This window comes from Solemya pervernicosa gill symbiont (genome assembly GCF_002020875.1).
GTDB lineage: Bacteria > Pseudomonadota > Gammaproteobacteria.
Window position 1 is genome coordinate 20,269 of record NZ_MPRL01000013.1, and the last position, 25,270, is coordinate 45,538.

At 52.1% G+C, this 25,270-nt stretch carries 22 protein-coding genes; 21 read left to right on the plus strand and 1 reads right to left on the minus strand.

Annotated elements, in window-relative coordinates; genetic code table 11:
• Positions 1-9: 9 nt before the first annotated feature.
• Complete coding sequence (gene map / locus BOW52_RS04725; protein ID WP_078482940.1) at positions 10-777, minus strand: type I methionyl aminopeptidase; 768 nt, start codon at positions 775-777, stop codon at positions 10-12.
• Positions 778-1,018: 241 nt separating this feature from the next.
• Between map and rpsB the strand changes: the two genes are divergently transcribed.
• From rpsB to eno, 21 genes are all read left to right on the plus strand, one after another.
• Positions 1,019-1,807 carry a 30S ribosomal protein S2 gene (gene rpsB / locus BOW52_RS04730; protein WP_078482941.1) on the plus strand — a complete coding sequence of 263 codons (789 nt, stop codon included), beginning with the start codon at positions 1,019-1,021 and terminating at the stop codon, positions 1,805-1,807.
• Between the two features lie 86 nt (positions 1,808-1,893).
• Complete coding sequence (gene tsf, locus BOW52_RS04735; protein ID WP_078482942.1) at positions 1,894-2,772, plus strand: translation elongation factor Ts; 879 nt, start codon at positions 1,894-1,896, stop codon at positions 2,770-2,772.
• 151 nt (positions 2,773-2,923) lie between these two features.
• A complete protein-coding gene (gene pyrH / locus BOW52_RS04740; RefSeq protein WP_078482943.1) occupies positions 2,924-3,643 on the plus strand; it encodes a UMP kinase in 720 nt (239 codons plus the stop codon).
• Positions 3,644-3,654: 11 nt separating this feature from the next.
• Positions 3,655-4,212 (plus strand): ribosome recycling factor, encoded by a 558-nt coding sequence (frr, locus tag BOW52_RS04745; protein WP_078482944.1) that lies wholly within the window; start codon positions 3,655-3,657, stop codon positions 4,210-4,212.
• 50 nt (positions 4,213-4,262) lie between these two features.
• Positions 4,263-5,033, plus strand: coding sequence for an isoprenyl transferase (locus tag BOW52_RS04750; RefSeq protein WP_078482945.1), 771 nt, complete (start codon positions 4,263-4,265; stop codon positions 5,031-5,033).
• A complete protein-coding gene (locus BOW52_RS04755; RefSeq protein ID WP_172840164.1) occupies positions 5,026-5,880 on the plus strand; it encodes a phosphatidate cytidylyltransferase in 855 nt (284 codons plus the stop codon). The genes BOW52_RS04750 and BOW52_RS04755 overlap by 8 nt, the downstream gene beginning before the upstream one ends.
• The gene (ispC, locus tag BOW52_RS04760) at positions 5,877-7,061 is read left to right on the plus strand and encodes a 1-deoxy-D-xylulose-5-phosphate reductoisomerase (RefSeq protein ID WP_078482970.1); all 1,185 of its coding nucleotides are present in this window, start codon (positions 5,877-5,879) and stop codon (positions 7,059-7,061) included. Before BOW52_RS04755 ends, ispC begins: the two co-directional genes overlap by 4 nt.
• Positions 7,062-7,064: 3 nt before the next feature.
• The gene (gene rseP / locus BOW52_RS04765) at positions 7,065-8,429 is read left to right on the plus strand and encodes an RIP metalloprotease RseP (protein WP_078482947.1); all 1,365 of its coding nucleotides are present in this window, start codon (positions 7,065-7,067) and stop codon (positions 8,427-8,429) included.
• Between the two features lie 63 nt (positions 8,430-8,492).
• Complete coding sequence (gene bamA, locus BOW52_RS04770; RefSeq protein ID WP_078482948.1) at positions 8,493-10,772, plus strand: outer membrane protein assembly factor BamA; 2,280 nt, start codon at positions 8,493-8,495, stop codon at positions 10,770-10,772.
• Positions 10,773-10,793: 21 nt separating this feature from the next.
• Positions 10,794-11,309, plus strand: coding sequence for an OmpH family outer membrane protein (locus tag BOW52_RS04775; RefSeq protein ID WP_078482949.1), 516 nt, complete (start codon positions 10,794-10,796; stop codon positions 11,307-11,309).
• A gap of 21 nt (positions 11,310-11,330) precedes the next feature.
• Positions 11,331-12,338 (plus strand): UDP-3-O-(3-hydroxymyristoyl)glucosamine N-acyltransferase, encoded by a 1,008-nt coding sequence (lpxD, locus tag BOW52_RS04780; RefSeq protein WP_078482950.1) that lies wholly within the window; start codon positions 11,331-11,333, stop codon positions 12,336-12,338.
• Between the two features lie 63 nt (positions 12,339-12,401).
• Entirely contained in the window at positions 12,402-12,851 is a 450-nt protein-coding gene (gene fabZ / locus BOW52_RS04785; RefSeq protein ID WP_078482951.1) for a 3-hydroxyacyl-ACP dehydratase FabZ, read from the plus strand.
• Positions 12,848-13,618, plus strand: coding sequence for an acyl-ACP--UDP-N-acetylglucosamine O-acyltransferase (gene lpxA / locus BOW52_RS04790; protein WP_078482952.1), 771 nt, complete (start codon positions 12,848-12,850; stop codon positions 13,616-13,618). Before fabZ ends, lpxA begins: the two co-directional genes overlap by 4 nt.
• A 29-nt stretch (positions 13,619-13,647) precedes the next feature.
• Positions 13,648-14,793, plus strand: a complete 1,146-nt coding sequence (lpxB, locus tag BOW52_RS04795) for a lipid-A-disaccharide synthase (protein WP_078482953.1) — start codon at positions 13,648-13,650, stop codon at positions 14,791-14,793.
• The gene (gene rnhB / locus BOW52_RS04800) at positions 14,790-15,395 is read left to right on the plus strand and encodes a ribonuclease HII (protein WP_078482954.1); all 606 of its coding nucleotides are present in this window, start codon (positions 14,790-14,792) and stop codon (positions 15,393-15,395) included. The genes lpxB and rnhB overlap by 4 nt, the downstream gene beginning before the upstream one ends.
• Before the next feature lie 65 nt (positions 15,396-15,460).
• Positions 15,461-18,979, plus strand: a complete 3,519-nt coding sequence (dnaE, locus tag BOW52_RS04805) for a DNA polymerase III subunit alpha (protein ID WP_078482955.1) — start codon at positions 15,461-15,463, stop codon at positions 18,977-18,979.
• A gap of 77 nt (positions 18,980-19,056) precedes the next feature.
• Positions 19,057-20,013, plus strand: a complete 957-nt coding sequence (gene accA / locus BOW52_RS04810; protein ID WP_078482956.1) for an acetyl-CoA carboxylase carboxyl transferase subunit alpha — start codon at positions 19,057-19,059, stop codon at positions 20,011-20,013.
• Positions 20,014-20,026: 13 nt separating this feature from the next.
• Entirely contained in the window at positions 20,027-21,358 is a 1,332-nt protein-coding gene (tilS, locus tag BOW52_RS04815) for a tRNA lysidine(34) synthetase TilS (RefSeq protein WP_078482957.1), read from the plus strand.
• An 86-nt stretch (positions 21,359-21,444) separates the two neighbouring features.
• Positions 21,445-23,091 carry a CTP synthase gene (locus tag BOW52_RS04820; protein ID WP_172840166.1) on the plus strand — a complete coding sequence of 549 codons (1,647 nt, stop codon included), beginning with the start codon at positions 21,445-21,447 and terminating at the stop codon, positions 23,089-23,091.
• Positions 23,091-23,924 (plus strand): 3-deoxy-8-phosphooctulonate synthase, encoded by an 834-nt coding sequence (gene kdsA / locus BOW52_RS04825; RefSeq protein ID WP_078482958.1) that lies wholly within the window; start codon positions 23,091-23,093, stop codon positions 23,922-23,924. Before BOW52_RS04820 ends, kdsA begins: the two co-directional genes overlap by 1 nt.
• Before the next feature lie 39 nt (positions 23,925-23,963).
• Complete coding sequence (gene eno / locus BOW52_RS04830; RefSeq protein ID WP_078482959.1) at positions 23,964-25,247, plus strand: phosphopyruvate hydratase; 1,284 nt, start codon at positions 23,964-23,966, stop codon at positions 25,245-25,247.
• Positions 25,248-25,270: the final 23 nt, after the last annotated feature.

Sequence of the window (25,270 nt, forward strand, 5' to 3'; positions counted from 1 at the left end):
GTAACCAGCTTAGAACTGTTCGTCACTGCGGCGGGTCAACACCTCATGACCATCGGCAGTAACGAGAATGGTGTGCTCCCACTGTGCAGAGAGGCTGCGATCCTTGGTGACGACGGTCCACTTGTCGGGTAGTACTTTAATGTCACGCTTACCAGAATTGACCATCGGCTCAATGGTGAAGATCATTCCAGGTTCTAGAAACAGGCCGGTGTTGGGCTCTCCATAGTGAAGAACCTGTGGATCTTCGTGAAACTCTTCACCGATACCGTGACCACAGTACTCACGTACAATAGTGTATTTACTCGCCTCGGCATGCTTCTGAATCGCGTGACCGATATCGCCAAGGCGTGCGCCCGGTTTGACCATCTCGATACCGAGCATCAGGCACTCATGAGAGACACGACTCAGACGCTCGGCGATGATGCTCGGTTTGCCGATGAAGAACATCTTGCTGGTATCGCCGTGGTAACCCTCTTTGATGACGGTGATGTCTACATTGACGATGTCGCCTTTTTTCAGTCGTTTGTTACTTGGAATGCCGTGACAGACCTGATGATTGACTGAGGTGCAGATCGATTTGGGAAATCCGTGGTAGTTGAGTGGTGCGGGGATCGCCTGTTGCACGTTAACGATGTGTTCATGACAGATTCTGTCGATCTCGTCAGTGGTGATGCCGGGCTGAATATGGGGTTCAATCATCTCCAGTACCTCAGCCGCAAGTCGGCCAGCGATACGCATCTTTTCGATCTCTTCCTGGGTCTTTATTTTGACGCTCATTCTCTATCCTCTTGAAAGAGATGCTAATTATTGTGTTTGTGTGGTTTTTGCGTGACGGGCTGAACTGGCCCTGAATCGCATCTCCACGTTGTTGTTGTGCGCTGGGTATGGTATAAATCGCGCGCCTTTTAGGCAAATTCGAACATAAATCGACAACAGGTTGTTGCAGGGTGCCCGAATCAACTACGGGTTGCACGGCCAGATTTATGTGAGTCCCAACCCAAACTGGAGAAATTAAGTAATGTCAAAAGTAACAATGCGTGAAATGTTGGAGGCCGGTGTTCACTTCGGTCACCAGACCCGCTACTGGGATCCCAAGATGGCTCCCTACATTTTCGGTCACCGTAACAAGATCCATATCATCAACCTCGAGCAGACCCTGCCGTTGTTCAATGATGCGGCCAATTATATCGGTAGCATCGCTGCTCGTAAGGGTAAGGTTCTATTTGTCGGCACCAAGCGTGCGGCACAGAACGCGGTTAAAGAGCACGCCGAGCGTTGTGGCATGCCTTTCGTAAACCATCGCTGGCTCGGTGGCATGCTGACCAACTTCAAGACCATCAAGCAGCGTGTTAAGCGCCTGAAGGATCTTGAGGCGATGGAGCAGGACGGAAGTATCAGTCGCTTCAGTAAGAAGGAAGCACTGGTCCTGAAACGTGAGCAGGAGAAGCTTGAACGCAGTCTGGGTGGTATCAAGAACATGGACTACCTGCCTGACGCACTGTTTATCGTTGATGTTGGCTATGAGAAGAACGCGGTAATGGAAGCGGTCAAACTCGGTGTTCCTGTCATTGGTGTCGTTGATACCAACAATAGCCCCGATAATATCGACTACGTTATTCCTGGTAATGATGATGCGATCCGTTCTATTCAGCTCTACACCGCTGGTATGGCTGACAGCATCATGGATAGTCGTGCCGCAGACGTTCAGCAAATGACTAAGTCTAGCGACGAGTTTGTTGAGGTTCAGGAGGAGGCTGAGGCTGAGGTCGAGGCGGAAGCGGGTGCAGAAGAAGCAGCCAAGGGCTGATTATTCGATCTGAATATGTGCAACCGGTCGTTCTGACCGGTTGCTTTTCTACAGAGTTATTACGTTTTATATAGAGGTAAATAGTTATGGCAATCACTGCAGCACTGGTCAAGGAACTGCGCGAGCGTACCGGTTCCGGCATGATGGAGTGCAAGAAGGCACTGGTTGAAACCGATGGCGATATCGATGCCGCTATCGAGAACATGCGTAAGAGTGGTCTGGCCAAGGCCGACAAGAAGGCGGGTCGTACCGCCGCAGAAGGCATGATTGTTGTTAAGAAGAGTGATGACAGCAAAAAACTGGTGATGGTTGAGGTCAACTGTGAAACCGACTTCGTTACCAAGGGTGATGATTTCAATAACTTTGCAAGTGCCGTTGCTGAGGCCGTTCTTGCCAATATGCCTGCCGATATGGATGCACTGCAGGCAGTGACGATGGCTGATGGCGTGTCTATTGCTGACTCGCTCAAGGCGATGATCGCCAAGATCGGTGAGAACATGAGTGTGCGTCGCTTTGCGACCTTCGAAACCAGCAACGGTCATCTGGCTAGCTATCTTCACGGTGGCCGCATTGGTGTGGTTGTTGAGATGGAAGGTGGTGATGAGGCGCTGGCTCGTGATGTTGCGATGCACGTTGCAGCAAGTCGTCCACAGTGTGTCTCTGAGGCCGATGTCGATGCTGACGTGATCGAGAAAGAGAAGGCAATCTTCAGCGCTCAGGCTGCTGAGAGCGGTAAGCCAGCCGAGATCATCGAGAAGATGGTTGTTGGTCGTATCAATAAGTTCCTTAAAGAGATCACCCTGCTGGGACAGCCCTTTGTTAAGGATCCCGATCAGACCGTTGAGAAGCTGCTGGGCGGTGCGAGTGCTAGCGTAATCCGTTTCGAGCGTCTTGAGGTAGGTGAGGGTATCGAGAAGAAGGTCGAGAACTTTGCTGATGAGGTCATGGCCCAGGTTAAGGGTTAATGATCTAAAGGGTTGTATGGAACGGTGCATTCTGGTCGTTTCATACCATCCTTAAAGTTTTTAGGTGGGGTCGCATAGCGACCCCATTTTATAGGAGGCTCATGAACCTGGGTGAGCAATACAACGATATTACGATTCTGCTGGAGCACCGATGTCTGAAAACGAGCTGACCTATAAACGACTACTGCTGAAACTGAGCGGAGAGGCCCTGATGGGTTCCGGTGACTACGGTATTGATAACGCAGTTATCGAACGTGTTGCTGGTGAGATTCGCGATATTGTTAAACGCGGTGTAGAGGTCGGTCTGGTGATAGGTGGGGGCAATATCTTCCGCGGAATCAGTCTCTCGGCATCGGGTATGCAGCGCTCGAATGCTGACTATATGGGTATGTTGGCGACAGTAATGAATGCACTGGCAATGCAGGATACGCTTGAGCGCATCGGCGTCCCAGCCAAGGTGATGTCTGCAATTCCGATGGCTCCCGTTTGTGAGGCATTTGATCGGCGTAAGGCACTTGCAGCGATGCAGGCCGGTGAGGTCGTGCTATTTGCGGCGGGCACGGGTAATCCCTATTTCACTACCGATTCAGCGGCTAGTCTGCGTGCCATCGAGATTGGCGCCGATATTATGCTTAAGGCAACCAAGGTCGACGGTGTCTACTCAGACGATCCGATGAAGAATCCAGATGCTGAACGCTACGAAACGCTCAGTTATGACGAAGTGGTTGAGCGCAAGCTAGGCGTCATGGATACCACGGCTGTGGTGCTCTGTCGCGATCAACAGATGCCATTGGGCGTATTCGATATTAATAATGAAGGTGCTTTGATGAAGATCGTCTCTGGCGAGCGCATCGGCACCATTGTTCAATAGGAGAGGTTTTCATGATTGATGAACTGAAGCAGGATGCCACGACCCGCATGGGGAAGAGCATTGAATCACTGAAAAATGAACTGACCAAGATCCGAACTGGCCGTGCACATACCAGTCTGCTCGATCACGTGAAAGTAGAGCTCTATGGTCAGCTGATGCCGTTGAGTCAGGCTGCAACTATTACAGTGAGTGATTCACGCACCCTTTCAATTACCCCATGGGACAAGGGTAATACCAAGGATATCGAGAAGGCGATTGCCACCTCCGATCTCGGCCTTAATCCGATGAGCGCGGGTGAAGTGATTCGTGTGCCGCTACCTCCGTTGACTGAGGAGCGTCGTAAGGACATGATCAAAATCGTCCGTGGCGAAGGCGAAGCTGCCAAGGTGGCGATCCGAAATATCCGCCGCGATGTGTTGAGTGATATCAAGGATCTGCAGAAGGAGAAGGAGATCTCTGAGGATGATGAGCGGCGTGCACAGGATGATGTGCAGAAGATCACCGACAAACATACTGGTGAGGTTGATAAGCTGCTCGAGATCAAAGAGAAGGATCTGATGGAGATCTAAAGGATCTTCATAAATCACAATAAGTATGGAAAGAGAGTCATAAATAGAAGATGAACGACTCTGTCGAACAACCCGACTTAGAACGACTGGGTAGTGCCGTGCCGCGTCATGTTGCCATCATCATGGATGGCAACGGTCGCTGGGCAGAACAGCGTAAAAAAATGCGCTTCTCAGGACACAAGGCCGGGGTTGATTCGCTACGGCAGGTGGTTCGGTGCTGTAGTGATAAAGGCATTAAAGCGCTTACAGTTTTTGCCTTCAGTAGTGAGAATTGGCGACGACCTAAAGAGGAAGTCGGCCTGCTGATGGATCTGTTTTTGATCAGTCTGCGCCGTGAAATAAAACGACTGCATAAAAATAAGGTTCGCATGAACTTTATCGGCGATATCTCTGCCTTCCCGAAGAAATTACAGAAAGAGATTGCAGCTGCACAGGAGCTGACAATCGAAAATAGTGGTTTGACCTTTACCATTGCCGTTAACTACGGCGGAAGATGGGATATCACTGAAGCGATGCGTGGAGTCGCTCGGGAGGTTGCTGAAGGCAATCTTGCACCCGATGCGATTACCTCCGAGCATATCGAACGTTACCTCTCGCTCCGAGAGCTTCCTGAGCCCGATCTCTTTATCCGTACTGGTGGAGAGATGCGTATCAGTAATTTTATGCTGTGGCAGCTCGCCTATTCAGAACTCTATTTTACCGACACCTTGTGGCCAGATTTTAAAACTGAAGCGTTTGCGTCGGCACTCGAGTCGTTTGCCAATCGCCAACGTCGATTTGGAATGACCGGTAATCAGGTGGAGCAGATCAAGGGTGCTTAAACAGCGTCTGATTACAGCAGCTGTCCTCATACTGATTGCCTTCGCCGCTATCTTCGGCCTCAGCTCGTCACAGCTCTCCATACTATTTGCAGCGATTGCGCTTGCAGGAGCGTGGGAGTGGGGGCGTCTGATTGGTCTTGAGCGTCCTCTTGCCAAACTGGCCTATCTGATCCTGTTGATTCTACTGCTCTATGCCGGATGGACGCTTTCTGAAATACCTGTTCTGGTAACGAATCTACTTATCGCAACCGCAGTTGTCTGGGTTGTGATAATTGCAGCGATTGTTCGTTATCGGGGTGAGAGCGGTGTAACCGTTGTGACGCGCCTCTTTCATGCTGTCGCAGGTCTCTGGCTACTCAGTTCTACCTGGCTTGCATTACTACTAATTCACCGCGGGCAATTCTCTCCTGTCGTTGATGAGACGCTGCCCAGTGGTGCGCTTTCGCTACTCTATATGCTTACCTTGATCTGGGTGGCTGATAGTGGTGCCTACTTCTCTGGAAGACGTTTTGGAAAGAACCGTCTTGCGCGTTATGTAAGTCCCGGTAAGACCCTCGAGGGCGCGTTCGGTGCACTGTTGGCCGTTTCAATTTGGGCGCTTCTTGGAGCCTATCTCTTTGGTCTAAATATTGAGCAGGGTCTGTTGCTCGTTGTTGTGAGTTTGATAACGGCTCTCTTCTCGATTGCTGGAGACCTTTACGAAAGTCTGCTTAAACGACGCATCGGTCTTAAAGATAGTGGACAGCTGTTGCCGGGGCATGGCGGTGTGCTGGATCGAATCGATAGTCTACTCGCGGCAGCCCCCATCTTTCTGCTCGGTCTGTCTCTTCTGGGAGGGAAGTGGTGATTTCAATCACGGTTCTTGGAGCCACCGGTTCGATTGGTGTAAGTACGCTTGATGTATTAGCGCGCCATCCGGAGCAGTACCTTGTCTATGCCCTTACGGCTAATCGTGATGTGGAGCGACTCACTGAGCAGGTTGTTCAATTTAATCCCCGCTACGCGGTAATGGCCGATTCTTCATCTGCAGAGCGACTTGTGGGTAAGCTTGCAAGTCTTGATGTCGATACTGAAGTACTCTCGGGTGTCGAAGGTCTTGAGCGAGTCTCATCCGCTGCAGAGGTTGACTATGTGATGGCAGCGATAGTTGGGGCAGCCGGATTGATGCCAACCCTTGCAGCGGCACGCGCTGGTAAACGGGTGCTGCTCGCCAATAAAGAGGCGTTAGTCATGTCAGGTCATCTCTTTATGGAAGAGGTGAAGGCTAATGGTGCCGAGTTACTGCCGATCGATAGTGAGCACAATGCAATTTTCCAGAGCATGCCGCAGAACTTTGTGTCGGGTCTGGAAAAGGTTGGCGTGAATAAGATATTGCTGACGGCATCGGGTGGACCATTTCGAACCATGCCGATTGATCAGCTCCACGATGTGACGCCTGACCAGGCCTGTGCACACCCGAACTGGGAGATGGGTCGAAAGATTTCGGTCGATTCGGCGACGATGATGAATAAAGGATTGGAGGTGATAGAGGCCTGCTGGCTCTTTCATACCTCACCAGAGCTGATACAGGTAGTCGTACATCCTGAGAGCGTGATCCACTCGATGGTGCAGTATAACGATGGTTCCGTGTTGGCACAGCTAGGCAACCCGGATATGCGCACACCTATAGCACATGCTCTGGCATGGCCAGATCGAATCAGCTCCGGTGTGGAGAATCTCGATCTGTTCGCGATTGCACAACTCAACTTCGAACAGCCCGATCTCGACCGTTTCCCCTGTCTACGACTCGCCTACGAAGCGATCAGTACGGGAGGCACGGCACCGTCGATATTGAATGCTGCTAATGAGGTTGCGGTTGATGCCTTCCTTGGAAAGCAGATTCGTTTCACCCAGATACCGCAGTTGATCGAATCGGTACTCACTGAGATCAGCGTCACAGCCGCCGATTCGCTTGATCAGGTACTCGCTGCGGATAGTGAGGCCAGAGCGTGCGCCACTGAGAGGGTGTCTGCCGAAGTGCAGCGCTAGGATATGAGTCAATTGCTCGTATCGATCGCCTCATTTGTTCTTGTTGTTGGTGTGCTGATTACCGCACACGAGTTTGGCCACTTCTGGGTGGCCCGTCGTCTCGGTGTGAAGGTGTTGCGTTTCTCTATCGGCTTCGGCAAACCCCTTATCAAGTGGCAGGGCCGAGATCAGACCGAGTATGTGGTCGCTGCGATTCCGTTGGGTGGCTACGTCAAGATGCTCGATGAGCGAGAGGGTGAGGTCGATCCTCAAGACCTGCCACAGGCCTTTAACCGAAAATCACTTCCGGTTCGTTCGGCCATTGTCGCAGCAGGGCCGGTCTTCAATTTTATTTTTGCGATTTTCGCTTACTGGCTGATGTTTATGCATGGTGTCAGTGGGGTGCGACCTGTTATTGGTGATGTGGCCCCGCAGACGATCTCATCTGCTGCTGGTTTTATCAGTGGTGATGAGATTCGCACCATTGACGGTTCCAGTATTAACTCCTGGGAAGAGGCTCTCTTCACGCTGCTAGAGGCGACGGTCAAGGGCGAGGCGGTAAATGTTGAGGTGATTCGCCCCGAGGTTGGTCTCCTAGAGCGGAGACTGGATCTCTCCCGCGCCCCTGATGCCCTTAAAAAAAGCGATCTATTGAAGAATCTCGGTCTGAGCGTTTGGCGACCAGAGATACCTCCGTTGATTGCATCGCTCGAACAGAATGGCCCTGCTGAGCGGGCTGGCTTTCTTGCCGGTGATCGAATCTTATCAGCGAACGATCTGAGCTTTGAGGGATGGAGCGAGTGGACGAAATATGTCCGTGAGCGCCCTGAATCGCTGATCAGGGTTGTGGTTGAACGAGGTGGTGAGTCGGTTGAACTTGCACTCAAATTGGGTAGAAAGGGCGCGCGCTGTGCTGAAGGCTACGGGTACATGGGCGCCTCGGCCAAGGTGCCAGTGGGATACGGAAGTAATCTTCGTATTGAAACGGCCTATTCACCGCTTGATTCCGCCAGCCGGGCACTTACTCGCACCTGGGATGTCTCACTGCTGACGGTGAAGATGATTGGTAAAATGCTGTTGGGCGAGGTGTCGCTGAACAACCTGAGCGGACCGGTAACAATTGCAAAATACGCCGGCGAATCGAGCAGAATTGGTTTGTCGGCACTGCTTGGTTTTATGGCGCTGGTTAGTGTCAGCCTCGGTGTGCTGAATTTACTGCCAATTCCCGTTCTCGATGGTGGGCATCTACTCTATTACCTTGTAGAATCCGTCAAGGGATCGCCCCTGTCAGAGGAGGCTCAGCTTGCCGGTCAACGATATGGCATCGCTGCACTGCTACTGCTGATGATGTTGGCGCTCTATAACGATCTTGTCAGGCTTATCTGTTGAATAACAGGGGCTTATCGGCAAGGGTTGGAAGCTTTTTAACTAATAATCAACAATGGTTTGGTAATGACGATATTTAGGCGTTTTCTGCTTCTTCTACTGCTCCCAACCACCCAGGTATTCGCGGTAGAGAGCTTTGAGATCAAAGATATTAGGGTAGAGGGACTGCAGCGCATCTCGGCAGGCACGGTATTTAACTACCTGCCGGTCAAGGTCGGCGACCAGCTTAACGACTCCAGCTCCAGTGATTCAATCAGGTCACTGTTTAAAACCGGTTTTTTCAAAGATGTTCGTCTTGAGCGTGAGGGCGACGTTTTAGTGGTCTTCGTGGTGGAGCGCCCGGCGATCTCAGACGTCAATATCAGTGGCAATAAGGATATCGAGACCGAACAGCTGCTCGAGGGCCTGAAGCAGGTCGGTCTGGCCGAAGGTCGTGTGTTTGACCGCTCACTGCTGGCCAAGGTGGAGCAGGAGCTGCAGCGCATGTACTTTGCGCGCGGGAAGTATGGTGTGAAGATTCAGTCCACCATGACCCCGTTGGAGCGCAACCGTGTTGATATCAATATCGATGTCTCCGAGGGGCGTGCGGCACGTATCAAGGAGATCAACATCATCGGCAATGAGGCGTTTGATGATGGTGACCTGCTCGATGAATTCCAGCTCAGCACCTCGACGATGTTCTCTTTTTATACCAAATCAGACCAGTATTCTCGTGAGAAGCTGAGTGCCGATCTGGAGATGCTGCGCTCGTTCTACCTCAATCGCGGATATATCAATTTCGTGATTAACTCGACTCAGGTCTCCATTACACCCGACAAGAAAGATATCTATGTCACCATCAATCTCACCGAGGGTGATGTCTATACAATCAGTAGTGTGAAAATGGCGGGTGATCTCGTGGTTCCAGCTGAGGAGCTTCTACCTCTGGTTAAGATCGACAATGGTGAGACCTTTTCACGGAAGAAGACCACCACTGCCTCGAGCGCAATCAGTGACCGCCTTGGAGATGATGGTTACGCCTTTGCCAATGTGAATACCATTCCCGATATCGACAAGGAGAAGAAACAGGTCGCATTGACCTTCTTTGTTGATCCCGGCAATCGTGTCTATGTCCGACGCATTAACTTTATTGGTAATACCAAGACCAAGGATGAGGTGTTACGTCGCGAGATGCGCCAGATAGAGGGTGGCTGGATTTCAACCTCGAAGGTCAACCGCTCACGTATTCGACTACAACGTCTCAACTACTTCGATCGTGTCAATGTTGAAACACCCGCAGTACCGGGGAGTGCGGATCAGGTCGATGTAAACTTCTCAGTTGATGAGAAACCTTCGGGTAATCTGATGGCGGCGGTCGGCTACTCACAGACTCAGGGTGCAATTTTCAATGCCAGTATTACCCAGGATAATTTCCTGGGTGAGGGCAAACGGGTTTCTCTCGCCTTCAACAACAGTGACGTCAACACCGTATACAGTCTCTCTTACCTCGATCCCTACTTCACCATGGACGGGCTGAGTCTCGGTCTGAATGCGAGTTATAAAGAGACCGACGCGGAAGAGGCAAACATTTCGAGTTATACGACCGATAGTAAGGGCCTCGGTATCACGATGGATATCCCAATCAATGAATACGATACCGTCTCATTGGGCCTCTCCTATGAGAACCTGGCCGTACATACTGGGCCCTACACCTCAACAGAGATTACAGATTTCCTAGCCAATGAAGGTGATGTCTTCGATAACGTCTCGCTACGTCTGGGTTGGGCACACGATACCCGTAATAAGGTGGTCTTCCCGACGGAGGGAGGGCTGCAGAGTTTGAATGCAGATATCACTGTTCCGGGACTCGATCTTGAGTACTACACACTCTCATATCGCCATAACCGTTACTTCCCAATTGCCAAGCACCTGACCATGGCGATCAAGGCTAATGTTGCCTATGGCGAGAGTTATGGAGAAACGGAAGAGTTTCCCTTCTTCCGAAACTACTATGCGGGTGGTATACGTTCTATTCGTGGTTTCAGAGACAACACCATCGGTCCACGTGACTCAAGTAATAATCCCTTGGGTGGCAATCTGAAACTGGTGGGTAATGGTGAGCTGATCTTCCCATTTCCCTTCGCACTCGATAGCAATACTTTCCGCATGAGTCTCTTCGGTGATATCGGTAGTGTCTACGGTACCGTGCAGGACTTTGATGCCGAAGAGCTACGCTACTCGGCGGGTGTTGCCGCTACCTGGCTTTCACCGCTTGGGCCCATGAGCTTCAGCTACGCATTTCCCTTTAACGACAAGAGCAGTGATGAGACTGAGTCATTCCAGTTCACACTGGGCTCAACCTTCTAGAATTAAAACGAGGATTCTGCTTTGAAAAAGATCTCCGCACTATTTGTTTCACTCCTGATGCTTGCAGCGACCACAGGTACCGCCTGGGCTCAGGAGTACAAGGTTGGTTTTGTTAATACGGCGAAACTGCTTGAATCCACCCCACACGCCAAGGCGGCAAGGGATCTGCTCGCTAAGGAGTTCAAGTCTCGCGATGAGCTGCTTGTCTCCGGAAAGAAGGCGCTGAGTAAAGATGAAGATATGCTATCCAAAGATGGAGCAATCATGAGCGAATCAGCGCGCCGTGACCTTGAACGCTCTATCCGTGACCAGAAACGCGATCTGAAGAGAAGCCAGGAGGAGTTCCGTGAGGACTTCAATATTCGTCGTAATGAAGAGCTGAGAAAACTACAGCGAACTGTGTATGACGCAATCACCGCAGAGGCGAAGAGTCAGAAGTTCGATATCGTGATGGGCGAGGGTGTTATTTTCGCGAGTACTCGTGTCGATCTGACTGAAGCGGTGATGAAACGCCTCAAGGCAGAGTTCGGTAAATAATCAGTAGCAGGGTCGGTAGCCGTGTCATATACACTGGGTGAGCTTGCGGAGCTGACAAATGCCGAGCTCCGCGGCGATCCCTCCCGGTCAATCTCCGCGATAGCAACATTAAATAACGCGGGGCCGAATCAACTCTCTTTTTTTACAAACAGTCGCTATCGACAGGAGCTTCTGAATACTACGGCTGAGGCCGTGGTGATTTCATACCAGGAGGTCGATGCCTCGCCTGTTGATGCGTTGGTGGTTGATAATCCACGTGCCATCTACGCACAGATCGCAAAGCTTCTATACCCTGAGCCACAGGCGTCTGCTGGCTGTCATCCATCGGCCACTGTCAGTGATGATGCAACCATTGATCCGACAGCCTCGATTGGTGCCAACTGTTTTATCGATCGAGGGGCAAGTATTGGTGCGGGTGTGCAGATAGGTCCGGGTTCTGTCATCAGTAAGGGCGTCGTGGTAGGTGCAGCCAGTAGGCTGGTGGCAAATGTCACCCTCTGTGATGGCGTATGCATTGGTGAACGAGTGCTACTCCACCCAGGAGTTGTTATTGGTGGTGATGGTTTTGGTCTCGCCAACAACAATGGCGTCTGGGAGAAGGTGCCGCAGATTGGTTCGGTAACAGTTGGCGACGACGTTGAAATTGGAGCCAATACCACGGTTGATCGTGGTGCGCTAGAAGATACCGTGATCGAAGAAGGAGTGAAGCTCGATAACCTGATTCAGGTCGCTCACAACGCCCATATCGGTGCGCACACCGCAATTGCTGCATGCACCGGTATCGCAGGATCGGCCAAAATTGGAAAGCGCTGCACTATCGCCGGTGCAGCAGTGGTAGTTGGTCACATTGAGATCGTCGACGATGTGCATATTAGCTGCATGTCAGTGGTTACCAAGAGTATTCGTCATCCGGGTAGCTACTCATCAGGATCACCTCTGCAGGAGAGCGGGGAGTGGCGAAAGAATGCCGTTAGAATGAAGCAGCTCGATGCAATGGCGCGTAAAATCAAGGCGTTGGAAGATCGCTGAGCGTGGTATTATGGCTCGTTTCAGCCACTAAACACGTGATAACAACAGAAAAGGATTGGTGTCTTGGAAACTATAGAAATTAATGAGGTGATGAAGTTACTTCCTCACCGCTACCCATTTTTGCTGATCGATCGCGTGCTCAATATTGTTCCGGGCGAAACACTGACTGCGCTCAAAAATGTGACGGTTAATGAACCCTTTTTCCCGGGCCATTTTCCACAAAAGCCGATTATGCCGGGTGTACTCATCCTTGAGGCAATGGCTCAAGCAACAGGGCTACTAGCGTTTCGTACAGAGGAGCAGCCGGAGGAGCGTAATACGCTCTACTATTTTGTTGGTATCGACAAGGCTCGTTTTAAAAAACCGGTTGGACCGGGTGATCAACTGATCCTGACGGTCAATCTGCTTCGGGTTAAACGTGGTATCTGGGTGTTTGATGCCGTTGCAAAGGTCGACGATGCTGTCGTGGCGACGGCTGAGATTATGTGTACAGAGAGAGAAATTGAATCTTGATTCACCAAGCAGCGATCATTGATCCAAATGCAAAGCTGGGCAGTAATGTTTCGGTAGGACCCTATTCGATAGTTGGTGCCGATGTTGAGATCGGTGATGGGACCACGATCGGTCCTCATGTAGTGATCGAGGGGCCCACAAGAATTGGTGCTGAGAACAAGATCTATCAGTTTGCCTCACTTGGTGGTGACCCGCAGGACAAGAAGTATGCCGATGAGCCAACCCTTCTGGAGATAGGTGATCGCAACGTCATTCGTGAATATTGCACCTTCAGTCGAGGGACAACCCAGGGCGGTAATCTCACCAAGCTTGGTGACGACAATTGGGTCATGGCCTATGTACACATAGCGCACGACTGCATCGTTGGAAATAATACAATCTTTGCCAACGGCACCTCACTGGCGGGACACGTCACCGTCGATGACTATTCAATACTTGGCGGATTCACACTGGTTCATCAGTTCTGCTCAATCGGTGCTCACGCCTTTTGCGGGATGGGCAGTGCGATTGCCAAAGATGTGCCGCCCTTTGTAATGGTCAACGGAAACCCTGCACATCCGCACGGTCTTAACTCAGAGGGACTCAAGCGTCGTGGTTATAGTGCTGAAGCGATGTCGACGCTGCGCAAGGCCTATAAGGTCCTTTACCGCTCCGGCCTGGGACTTGGTGAGGCGATACGCGTACTCGAAGAGATGTCTGCAGCCTGTAGTGAGCTGAATATTCTCATCGAGTTCCTACAGCGCCAGACCCGTGGCATCGTCCGCTAATCACAGAAGCTGATCAGTTTCACACAGCGATGTTACGTATTGGAGTCGTAGTCGGAGAGGCATCGGGTGATACACTCGGCGCCGCCTTGATGTGTGCGCTGCAACAGCGAATACCGAATGTTGAATTTGTAGGTATTGGTGGTCCAAAGATGGTGGCGCTGGGTTGCAACTCACTCTACCCGATGGAACGCCTCTCGGTAATGGGTATCTCAGAGGTGTTTGGTCGTCTCCGTGAACTGCTCTCTATTCGTGCTGATCTGGTGAAGTACTTCATTGCTGATCCGCCTGATCTATTCATCGGTATCGATGCACCCGATTTCAATCTAACTCTTGAACGCAAACTCCGTGAGCGAGGTATTAAGACCGCGCACTATGTCAGTCCATCCGTCTGGGCATGGCGACAAGGGCGAGTAAGGAAGATTGCACGTTCTGTTGATCTGATGTTGACGCTGTTTCCCTTCGAGAGCGCCTTTTACGAATCTCATTCGTTACCGGTTCGTTTTGTTGGTCATCCACTAGCCGATCAGATACCTCTTGAAGTTGATCGTCACGAAGCGCGAGAGAGGCTTGGTTTACCAGCGGAGGCCAGCATAATTTCCCTGCTTCCGGGCAGCCGTATGAGTGAAGTGTCGCGACTCAGTGAACTCTTTATCGCTACGGCGAACTGGTGTGACAAACAGCGAATGGGTTTGAAGTTTGTGGTGCCACTGGCAAATACGAAGATACGAACATACTTTGAAACTGTGCTGAAACAGCGTGCTCCCGGTCTCGAAATCGAACTATTTGATGGGCAGGCCTCACAGGTAATGGCTGCTTCGGATGCGGTACTACTCGCCTCTGGAACCGCTTCATTGGAAGCGATGTTGATCAATCGGCCGATGGTGGTCGCCTATCGCCTAGCCAAGTTAACTAATTTTCTGCTCTATGGGATTGGCATGTTGAAAAGTAAATATGTTTCATTGCCCAACCTGCTTGCCGACAGTCCACTGGTTGAAGAGTTTATCCAGGATGCAGCGACGCCTGACTCCCTTGGTGGTGCCTTATTGCGTCTGCTCGATAGTGAGATCGGGAAAAAATGTGAGCTTGCGCAGCAGTTTAATCGGATTCATCAGTCACTGCGGCTCAATGCGAGTGAGAGTGCAGCCGATGCGCTTTTGGAGTTAATGCACTCATGAGTGATCAGATAGAACTGATCTTTGCGGCTGACACAAAGCTGGTTGCAGGTGTCGATGAGGTTGGGCGTGGTCCACTCGCAGGTCCTGTGGTGGCTGCGGCTGTTATTCTCGATCCAGAACAACCCATTGAGGGGTTGGCTGACTCGAAGAAGTTGAGTGAAAAGCGCCGAGAGATACTGGCCGAAGAGATACGTGAAAAGGCACTTGCCTGGGCATTGGGGCGGGCCGAGGTGGCAGAGATCGATGAGATCAATATTCTACAGGCGAGTCTGCTTGCAATGCGTCGCGCTATTGAACAACTTGATCCACTCCCCGAGCACGCCTTGATTGACGGAAATAAGTGTCCAACACTGTTGCCCTGTAGTGCTGAGTCGATTGTTAAAGGTGACAGCAAAGTTGCATCGATCAGTGCTGCCTCGATACTGGCCAAGGTTAGCCGCGATCACGAGATGGTTGAGATGGATCGCATCTATCCCGGTTACGGGTTGGCGGGTCACAAAGGTTATCCCAGCAAGAAACATCTACAGGCACTTGAGGAGCTAGGAATTACTCCGATTCACCGTCGCTCCTATGCGCCGGTACGGCGTCTGCTTGAGTCTTAAATCAGATCCATATTGAGTGCTGTCAAGCCTTGAAAGAGTCGGGGTAATCCCGGAAACTTCATCTCATGACTCCCCCCTTTGTCCATCTACGTACCCATACTGAATACTCGCTTGTCGACGGTATCGTGCGCATCAAGCCGTTGGTTAAATCCGTGGCAGCCGCAGGGATGGCGGCAGTTGCGGTCACCGATCAGAGCAATCTATTTGCAATGGTCAAGTTCTATCGTGCGGCTCTGGGTGCTGGTATCAAACCAATCGTTGGTGCTGATGTCTGGATTGAGGGTGATGAAGAGAGCGGGGCGCCGAGTCGACTAGTGCTGCTGTGCAAGGATAGTGAGGGGTATCTTAATCTCTCAGAGCTGATATCGCGCAGCTATACGGAAGGGCAGGTGCGTGGTATCCCGATCCTGAAAAGAGCTTGGTTCGAAGGGACAACCGCAGGACTAATCGCACTCTCCGGTGGGCGAGAGGGAGATGTTGGGCAAGCACTGATAGCCGGTAATCAAACGCAAGCCAATGAACTGCTGATGGCTTGGCAACGACTCTTTCCCGATAGCTACTATCTCGAACTGCAGCGAACCGGAAGGGCCGATGAGGAGCGCTATCTGCACGCCGCCGTAGAGCTGGCGATGCAGCATCGTCTGCCAGTGGTGGCCACCAACGATGTCCACTTTCTTAAGCAGAATGACTTTGGAGCACACGAGGCACGCGTCTGTATTCACGATGGACGTACTCTGGATGACAAACGACGACCCAAACGTCATTCAGAACAGCAGTATCTGCGTTCACCAGAGGAGATGGCGGAGCTTTTTTCCGATATTCCTGAGGCGATAGCCAACAGTGTTGAAATAGCCCGACGCTGTAATCTCGAATTGAATCTGGGTACGCCGGTTCTACCCGACTTCCCGATCCCCCCCGGCATGACTGAGGCGGAGTTCTTCCGAGAAGAGTCACGGCAGGGACTTGAGCAGCGTCTTGAGCGCATTTTCGATAAAGCGTCTGCAGACTTCGCAGAGCTTCGCAAACCCTATGATGAGCGCCTTGAGATCGAACTCGACGTTATCAATAGCATGGGTTTCCCCGGTTACTTCCTGATCGTTGCTGATTTTATTCGATGGGCGAAGGAGAACGATGTACCGGTCGGACCGGGACGTGGTTCGGGTGCCGGTTCACTGGTTGCCTATGCACTGACGATTACCGATCTTGATCCGCTTGAATATGACCTGCTGTTCGAGCGATTCCTTAATCCCGAACGTGTCTCGATGCCTGATTTCGATGTCGACTTCTGCATGGAGGGACGCGATCGGGTTATCGACTATGTAGCCGAACACTATGGCCGTGAGAAGGTCTCGCAGATCATTACCTACGGTTCGATGGCGGCCAAGGCGGTCGTGCGTGATGTAGGTCGTGTGCTCGGGCACCCCTACGGTTTTGTCGATCGCATCGCCAAGATGATTCCGTTTGAGATCGGTATGACGCTGGAGAAGGCGCTTGAGGAAGAGGAGTTCAAGCGCGCCTATCAGGATGAGGATGAGGTGCGTGCCCTGGTCGATCTGGCGCGAGCGCTAGAGGGTTGTGCAAGAAACGCCGGCAAACATGCTGGTGGTGTTGTCATCGCCCCTTCCAAGCTGACCGATTTCTCTCCGCTCTACTGTGAAGAGGGCGGCGGTAATCTGGTTAGCCAGTTCGACAAGGATGATGTGGAGGCAGTGGGGCTGGTCAAGTTCGACTTTCTCGGTCTGCGTACCCTGACCATTATCGATTGGGCGCTGAAGACGATTAATCGCAAGCGCGTAGCGAATGGCGAGGAGCCGGTCGATATCAGCGCGATTCCACTTGAGGATGAGAAGAGTTTTAAACTCCTTAAGGCGTGTCAGACCACAGCCGTTTTCCAGCTCGAATCACGTGGTATGAAGGATCTTATCAAACGTCTTCAACCCGACTGTTTTGAAGATATTATCGCGCTGGTGGCGCTATTTCGCCCCGGTCCACTGCAGTCGGGCATGGTTGATAACTTTATCGATCGTAAACACGGTCGTGAACCTGTCTCCTATCCCGATGCGAAATATCAGCACGAATCACTAAAGCAAATTCTCGATCCAACCTACGGCGTTATTCTCTACCAGGAGCAGGTCATGCAGATCGCTCAGGTACTGGCCGGGTATAGCCTCGGCGGTGCCGACATGCTGCGCCGTGCGATGGGTAAGAAAAAGCCCGAAGAGATGGCCAAGCAGCGTACCGTGTTTGCCGAGGGTGCAGAGCAAAACGGTGTCGATTCAGTGCTGGCGATGAAGATCTTCGACCTGGTAGAGAAGTTCGCCGGTTACGGTTTCAATAAATCGCACTCGGCTGCCTATGCATTGGTCTCCTACCAGACCATCTGGCTCAAGACCTACTATCCTGCAGCCTTTATGGCGGCGGTGCTATCTGCTGATATGGATAACACAGATAAGGTAGTAACGCTGATTGAAGAGTGCCGCTCCATGGAGCTGGAAGTAACACCACCCAACGTTAATTTTTCAGAGCACGCCTTCTCCGTTACCGATGAGAACGTCATCGTCTATGGTCTTGGCGCTATCAAGGGGGTAGGTGAGGCGGCTATTGAGGGGATCGTTGCCGAACGTCTTGATAATGGTCTCTATCAGGATCTATTCGATCTCTGCCGTCGTATCGATCTGCGTAAAGCGAACAAACGCGTCATGGAGTCCCTAATTCGTGCCGGTGCCTTTGATTGTTTTGAAGGGGTGAATCGTGCCTCACTGATGGCGCAGTTGCCTGATGCACTTAAAGCGGCCGATCAGCACGCTAATAATGAGAGCGCAGGCATGGCGGATCTATTCGGTGGAACCAACGAGGATAGTGCAGCCCCCGTTACCCTTGTGACACTACCTGAGTGGGATGATGAGCAGCGGCTACAGGGCGAGAAAGAGACCTTGGGACTCTATCTGACTGGGCACCCGATAGAACGTTACGAGGCCGAAATAGAGCACTTTACCAGTGGACGAATCGAGAAGTTTGTCGGTGATGAGATGACGCCACCCGCTGGTGGTCAGGGCGGCGGTGGTCGACAGCGTGAGAAAATTGTCATGCTGGCGGGGCTGGTTGTCGGTATCCGAATGATGAACACGCGCCGAGGCAAGATGTCTTTCATCACACTTGATGATCGAACCGCCAGAATCGAAGTGCAGCTCTTTGATGACGACTACCAGAAGTATCGTAATATCCTCAATAAAGACCGAGTGCTGGTGGTTGAAGGCGGTCTTAGCTATGACGACTACTCCGGTGGTTTTCGCATGAAGGCACGAGAGCTGTTCGATATTGAACAGGCGCGTGAGCGCCACGCGAAACATCTGATGATTCACCTCGATTCGGCACGAATGGGGGAGGGGGTGGTCGATTCGATCGCTGCTGCACTGCGTCCTTTTACCGAAGGGCGCTGTAAGGTCTGTATCGACTACCTGCGCAGTGATGCCCGTGGTCCACTGACTCTGGGAGATGCGTGGAGTGTCCATCCGAGCGATAATCTACTGCATCGGCTGCGTGAGGTTGCCGGAACCGAATCGGTGACGGTTGAGTACGGCTGAACTGGCTTGCATCTGATTGGTGCAGCAGGTAACTTGAGCGCAGCGCATATTACAGAACAGAATTAAGAAGCGACGTTATGGACTTGAATTTTCTAGATTTTGAACAACCTATCGCTGAACTTGAGGCGAAGATTGAGGAGCTCCGTTTCGTTGGAGAAGACAACGAAATCGATATCGATAAGGAGATATCCCAGCTTCAGTCCGAAAGTCAGGCACTGACGGCCCGAATTTTTAGCTCGCTTGATGCTTGGCAGGTATCCCAGCTGGCACGTCATCCGCAGCGTCTCTATACCCACGACTATATCGAAAAGATTTTCACCGATTTCCAGGAGTTGCACGGCGATCGTGCCTTTGCTGATGACCCGGCAATAGTTGGAGGTGTGGCTCGTCTTGATGGACGCCCGGTGATGGTGATTGGCCATCAAAAGGGACGTGATACCAAAGAGAAGTTGCATCGTAATTTTGGCATGCCGCGTCCCGAGGGCTACCGTAAGGCGCTTCGCCTGATGAAGATGGCAGAGCGATTTGAGATGCCGATCTGCACCTTTATCGACACCCCCGGTGCCTACCCCGGTGTTGGTGCTGAAGAGCGTGGTCAGAGTGAGGCGATTGCTCGTAATCTGTTTGAAATGTCGACTCTGAAAACGCCAATTATCTGTACGGTTATCGGTGAAGGTGGCTCGGGCGGTGCGTTGGCTATCGGTGTGGGCGACTGGGTGATGATGTTGCAGTACAGCACCTATTCGGTTATCTCTCCAGAGGGTTGTGCCTCAATCCTTTGGAAGAGCGCCGAGAAGGCCTCAGATGCTGCTGAAGCACTGGGTATAACCTCGGAACGACTCAAAGAACTTGGGCTGATTGACCAGATTATCGGTGAGCCACTCGGTGGCGCGCATCGTGATACCGATGCGATGGCTGATAGTCTCAAACAGGCGCTGCTCTCCAGCCTTGATCGTATTGAAAACAAGTCGACCGACGATCTGCTCAGTGATCGATACGACCACTTGATGCGTTACGGTGTCTTCAAGGAGTAGTCACGGCAGCCGCATGGAACTCACTCCGGCAGCACTCCAACACTTCCTCAAGCAAACAGCAGGCACGCACCGCTACTGGATTGCACTCAGTGGCGGAATCGACTCTTCTGTTCTGCTTCATCTCTTGTCGCAATGCAGCTCTGAAATGGCTGCGTCCTCGCTACGCGCCGTGCATATCGATCACCAGCTTCAGCCTGAATCTTCCGGATGGGGTGTAATGTGTCGTGATATGGCCAGTTCGCTCGGTGTTGAATATCACGAAATCAAGGTCGAGGCACACGCTTCAAAAGGCGAGAGTCCAGAGGCGGCCGCTCGCAATGCCCGATACGCAACGTTGGAATCACTGATTGAGCCGGGAGATCTACTGCTCACTGCGCACCATCAGGAGGACCAGGCAGAGACGCTGATGCTGCAGCTAATGCGTGGCGCTGGGCCGAAGGGCCTTGCTTCGATGCCAACTACTACTCCCTTTGGTCGAGGAGAGCTGTTTCGACCGCTGCTTGAGTTTTCACGAGCAGAGCTAGAGGCGTATGCCGCTAAACATCAATTGAGCTGGATCGATGATCCAAGCAACGGTGATACCGGTTTCGATCGGAACTATCTTCGTCATGAGATCATGCCCTTGCTGCAGCGTCGCTGGCCGGCGGTTGCCAGAACGGTGTCACGATCTGCGAGCAACTGTGCCGAGGCATCAGACCTTCTCGATCAACTCGCTGAATTAGATCTGCAGGGAGTTCAGCGTCGCGACACGCTGCTTGTCAGTGAGCTCAATCGGCTCTCGGACTCTCGACAACGGAATCTGATCCGATTCTGGGTTGCCAGCCACCATCTACCGTTACCCGATAGCCGGCGTCTGGATGCGATCATGCAGCAGTTGCTACCGGCGAAAGAGGATGCGATGCCCTTGGTCAAGTGGCGTGGTGCGGAGGTCAGACGCTATCAGGGACGTCTCTATCTAATGCAGCCGCTTGCAGAGGCACCTGATAGAGCGCTGTCACTGGTTTGGCACCAAGAGAGTGTCATTGAACTGCCGCAGTCACTAGGTACATTGCAGATTCAGAAGGTGACGGGTGAGGGAGTCGCAGTTGCTCATCTTGAGCGCTGCGAGCTGAGCGTCTCATTTCGTCGTGGAGGTGAATACTGCAAAATTTCAGGCCATGCTCATCACAGAAAACTCAAGCAGCTGCTGCAGGAGCTGGGCGTACCGCCCTGGCAGCGAGGGCGGATTCCGTTGATCTACCTCGATAATGAGTTGGCAGCGATCGGCGATCGCTGGATCTGTGAACCATTCCAGGCCCAAGTCGGTGAATCGGGTGGAAAAATCGTCTGGAACAGCCCTTTTTAATTGAGGAATAGGCGCCGTTCTGTTACCTTGTGTCGCAAATTCCAGGTTCCTGTTGGGCCATACACAATCAAGAATTTCATCACTTAATGACACGATTTATTTTCATTACTGGCGGTGTTGTTTCTTCCCTTGGGAAGGGCATCGCTTCCGCCTCTCTGGGCGCTATTCTCGAGGCTCGCGGTCTCAAGGTAACGCTGCTTAAACTCGATCCCTACATCAATGTCGATCCCGGCACGATGAGTCCTTTCCAACATGGTGAGGTCTTTGTAACTGATGATGGTGCTGAGACCGACCTTGATCTTGGTCACTACGAGCGCTTTGTTCGTACCACCATGACGCAGCGTAATAACTTCACCACCGGACGCGTATACGAGAGTGTTATTCGTAAGGAGCGTCGCGGTGACTACCTCGGCGGTACCGTGCAGGTTATTCCGCACATCACCGACGAGATCAAACGTAAGATCGAAGCGGGTGCCGATGGTGCCGATATCGCCATGGTCGAGATCGGCGGCACCGTGGGTGATATCGAGTCACTGCCATTTCTTGAGGCTATTCGCCAGATGGGTGTTGAACTGGGTCGTGAGCGAACCCTCTTTATTCATCTCACCTTACTGCCCTATATTCCTACCGCCGGTGAGCTGAAGACCAAACCTACCCAGCACTCCGTAAAAGAGCTGCGCTCGATTGGTATCCAGCCCGACATCCTGCTCTGTCGAGCAGAGACCGACGTTCCCGATGATGAACGACGTAAAATCGCACTCTTCACCAACGTCAATGAGCGTGCTGTTATCTCTGCCGTTGATACCGACAGCATCTACAAGATTCCCGGTTTGCTGCATGAGCAGCATCTTGATGACATCGTCGTTGATCAGTTTGGGATTGATGTGCCCGCTGCCGATCTCTCAGACTGGGAGGCAGTGGTAGAGGCTCAGGCCAATCCCGAATCGACTGTAACCATCGGCATGGTCGGCAAGTACGTTGATCTCACAGAGGCCTACAAGTCGCTCTCAGAGTCTCTGATTCATGCAGGTATTCATACGCGCACCAAGGTCAATATCGTATATATCGATTCTGAAGAGATCGAGAAGAGTGGTGCTGGATGTCTCGAAGAGATGGACGCGATCCTTGTTCCAGGTGGATTCGGTGAACGAGGTGTTGAGGGTAAGATTGATGCGGTCCGTTATGCGCGTGAAAGTGGCGTTCCCTATCTAGGCATCTGTCTCGGCATGCAGGTCGCTGTGATTGAGTTTGCACGTAATGTCGCCAATCTCAGTGATGCGCACAGTACCGAATTCAAGCCGAGCTGTGCCGATCCTGTGATTGCGCTGATCACCGAGTGGAGCACCTCTGAGGGTGAGGTTGAGCGTCGCACCGAGACCTCCGATATGGGGGGTACGATGCGACTCGGCGGTCAAGAGTGTCGCCTTGCGGCCGGAACCCTGGCGCGTGATGTCTACGGTGAGGATGTGATTACCGAACGTCATCGTCATCGCTACGAATTTAATAACGGGTATATTGATGCGCTTGAGAAGGCGGGTCTCAAATTCTCCGGTAGATCGATGGATGGAAAGCTGGTGGAAACGGTCGAGATAGAGAACCACCCCTGGTTTATGGCGTGTCAGTTCCACCCTGAGTTCACCTCAACACCGCGCGATGGTCATCCGCTCTTTACCGGTTTTGTAAAGGCGGCAGTTGAACACTGCAATAACGCCACCCAGGCTGCGGAGGCGTAATGGAGCTTTGTGGATTTGAGGTGGGGCTTGAGCACCCACTGTTTTTGATTGCTGGCCCCTGTGCAATCGAGAGTGAACAACTCGCTATCGATACGGCTGGAGCGCTCAAAGAGATCACCGAGAAACTCGGTATCCCCTTCATCTATAAATCTTCATTCGATAAAGCGAACCGCTCTTCTCATGAGAGTTTTCGAGGTCCCGGTATTGAAGAGGGTCTGCGAATCTTGGCAGAGGCGAAGCGCCAGATCGGTGTGCCGGTGATTACCGATGTACATGAGGATACTCCACTGGGTGAAGTGGCCGATGTGGTTGATGTGATTCAGACTCCGGCCTTCCTCTGTCGTCAGACCAACTTTATCAAGGCGGTTGCCGAGCAGGGTAAACCGGTCAATATCAAAAAGGGACAGTTCCTCGCTCCCTGGGATATGAAACACGTCATCAACAAGGCGCGCTCAACCGGAAACCAACAGATTATGGCTTGTGAACGTGGTGCCTCCTTTGGTTATAACAACCTGATTTCAGACATGCGTGGTCTGGCGGTGATGCGTGAGACCGGTGCACCGGTTGTATTTGATGCCACCCACTCTGTACAGCTTCCAGGTGGTCAGGGGAGCTCGTCGGGTGGTCAGCGTGAGCATGTGCCCGTACTTGCCAGAGCGGCCGTTGCCGCCGGTATTTCGGGCCTCTTCATGGAGACTCACCCTAATCCTGACAAGGCACTCAGCGACGGCCCAAATTCGTGGCCTCTCGACGGAATGTCATCTCTGCTTGAGACACTGAAGCTGATCGATGAGACGGTTAAGCAGGCTGGCCTAGCTGAACTCGACCTTTAACAGACTTTTTTATTAGTAAAAATTATTAACGGAGCAGTAATGTCCAAGATTGAAAACATCGTCGCACGCGAGATCATCGACTCTCGCGGTAATCCAACCGTTGAAGCTGATGTCACACTAAGCTCTGGCGTGGTGGGTCGCGCTGCTGTCCCCTCCGGTGCTTCAACCGGAGAGCGTGAAGCGGTCGAACTGCGTGATGGTGATAACTCCCGCTACGGCGGCAAGGGCGTTACCAAGGCGGTCGATTTTGTTAATGGAGAGATCAAGGCGGCACTGATTGGTAAAGAGATTGCTGCGCAGGCTGAAATTGATAACGCGATGATTGCGCTCGATGGAACTGATAATAAGGGCCGTGTTGGCGCCAATGCGATTCTGGCAGTGTCACTGGCCGCCGCTCGCGCTGCTGCCAATGAAGCGGGTCAGCCGCTCTATCGCTATCTCGGTGGTGATGCCGCAGTGACCATGCCAGTACCTATGATGAATATCATCAACGGCGGCGCGCATGCGGATAATAGTGTAGATCTGCAGGAGTTTATGATTGTTCCCGTAGGCGCCTCTAGTCTGAGTGAAGCCGTTCGTTACGGCACCGAGGTTTTCCATGCGCTGAAGAGCGTGTTGGCTGCACGGGATATGAACACCGCAGTTGGTGATGAGGGTGGTTTTGCCCCTAATCTGCCATCCAATGAAGCGGCGATTGAAGTGATCCTCGAAGCAATTGAGAAGGCGGGTTACAAGGCAGGTGAGGATATCTTCCTTGGACTTGATGCGGCCAGCAGTGAGTTTTACAAGGATGGTGTCTACGATCTTGCTTCGGAAGGTCGCAAGTTCACCTCGGCCGAGTTTGTCGACTACCTGGCTGACTGGGTCGATCGTTATCCGATCATCACCATTGAAGATGGTATGGATGAGAACGACTGGGAAGGTTGGGCGCTGCTGACTGAGAAGCTCGGCAAGCGTGTACAGCTAGTCGGTGATGATCTCTTTGTAACCAACACCTCGATCCTTGCACAGGGTATCGAAAAGAGCATCGGTAACTCTATCCTGATCAAGGTTAATCAGATAGGCACACTGACCGAGACACTGGCCGCGATTGAGATGGCGCAGAAGGCGGACTATACCGCCGTGGTTTCGCACCGTTCAGGTGAGACTGAAGATACCACTATCGCTGACCTCTCGGTTGCGACCAATGCAGGGCAGATCAAGACCGGTTCGTTGTCACGCTCTGACCGTGTTGCCAAGTATAACCAGCTAATCCGTATCGAAGAGGAGCTGGGTGACAGGGCAGTCTACGCCGGACGCAACGCCTTTAAACTTTCGTTCTAACCCGGCTTCTACCCGCAGCCCAA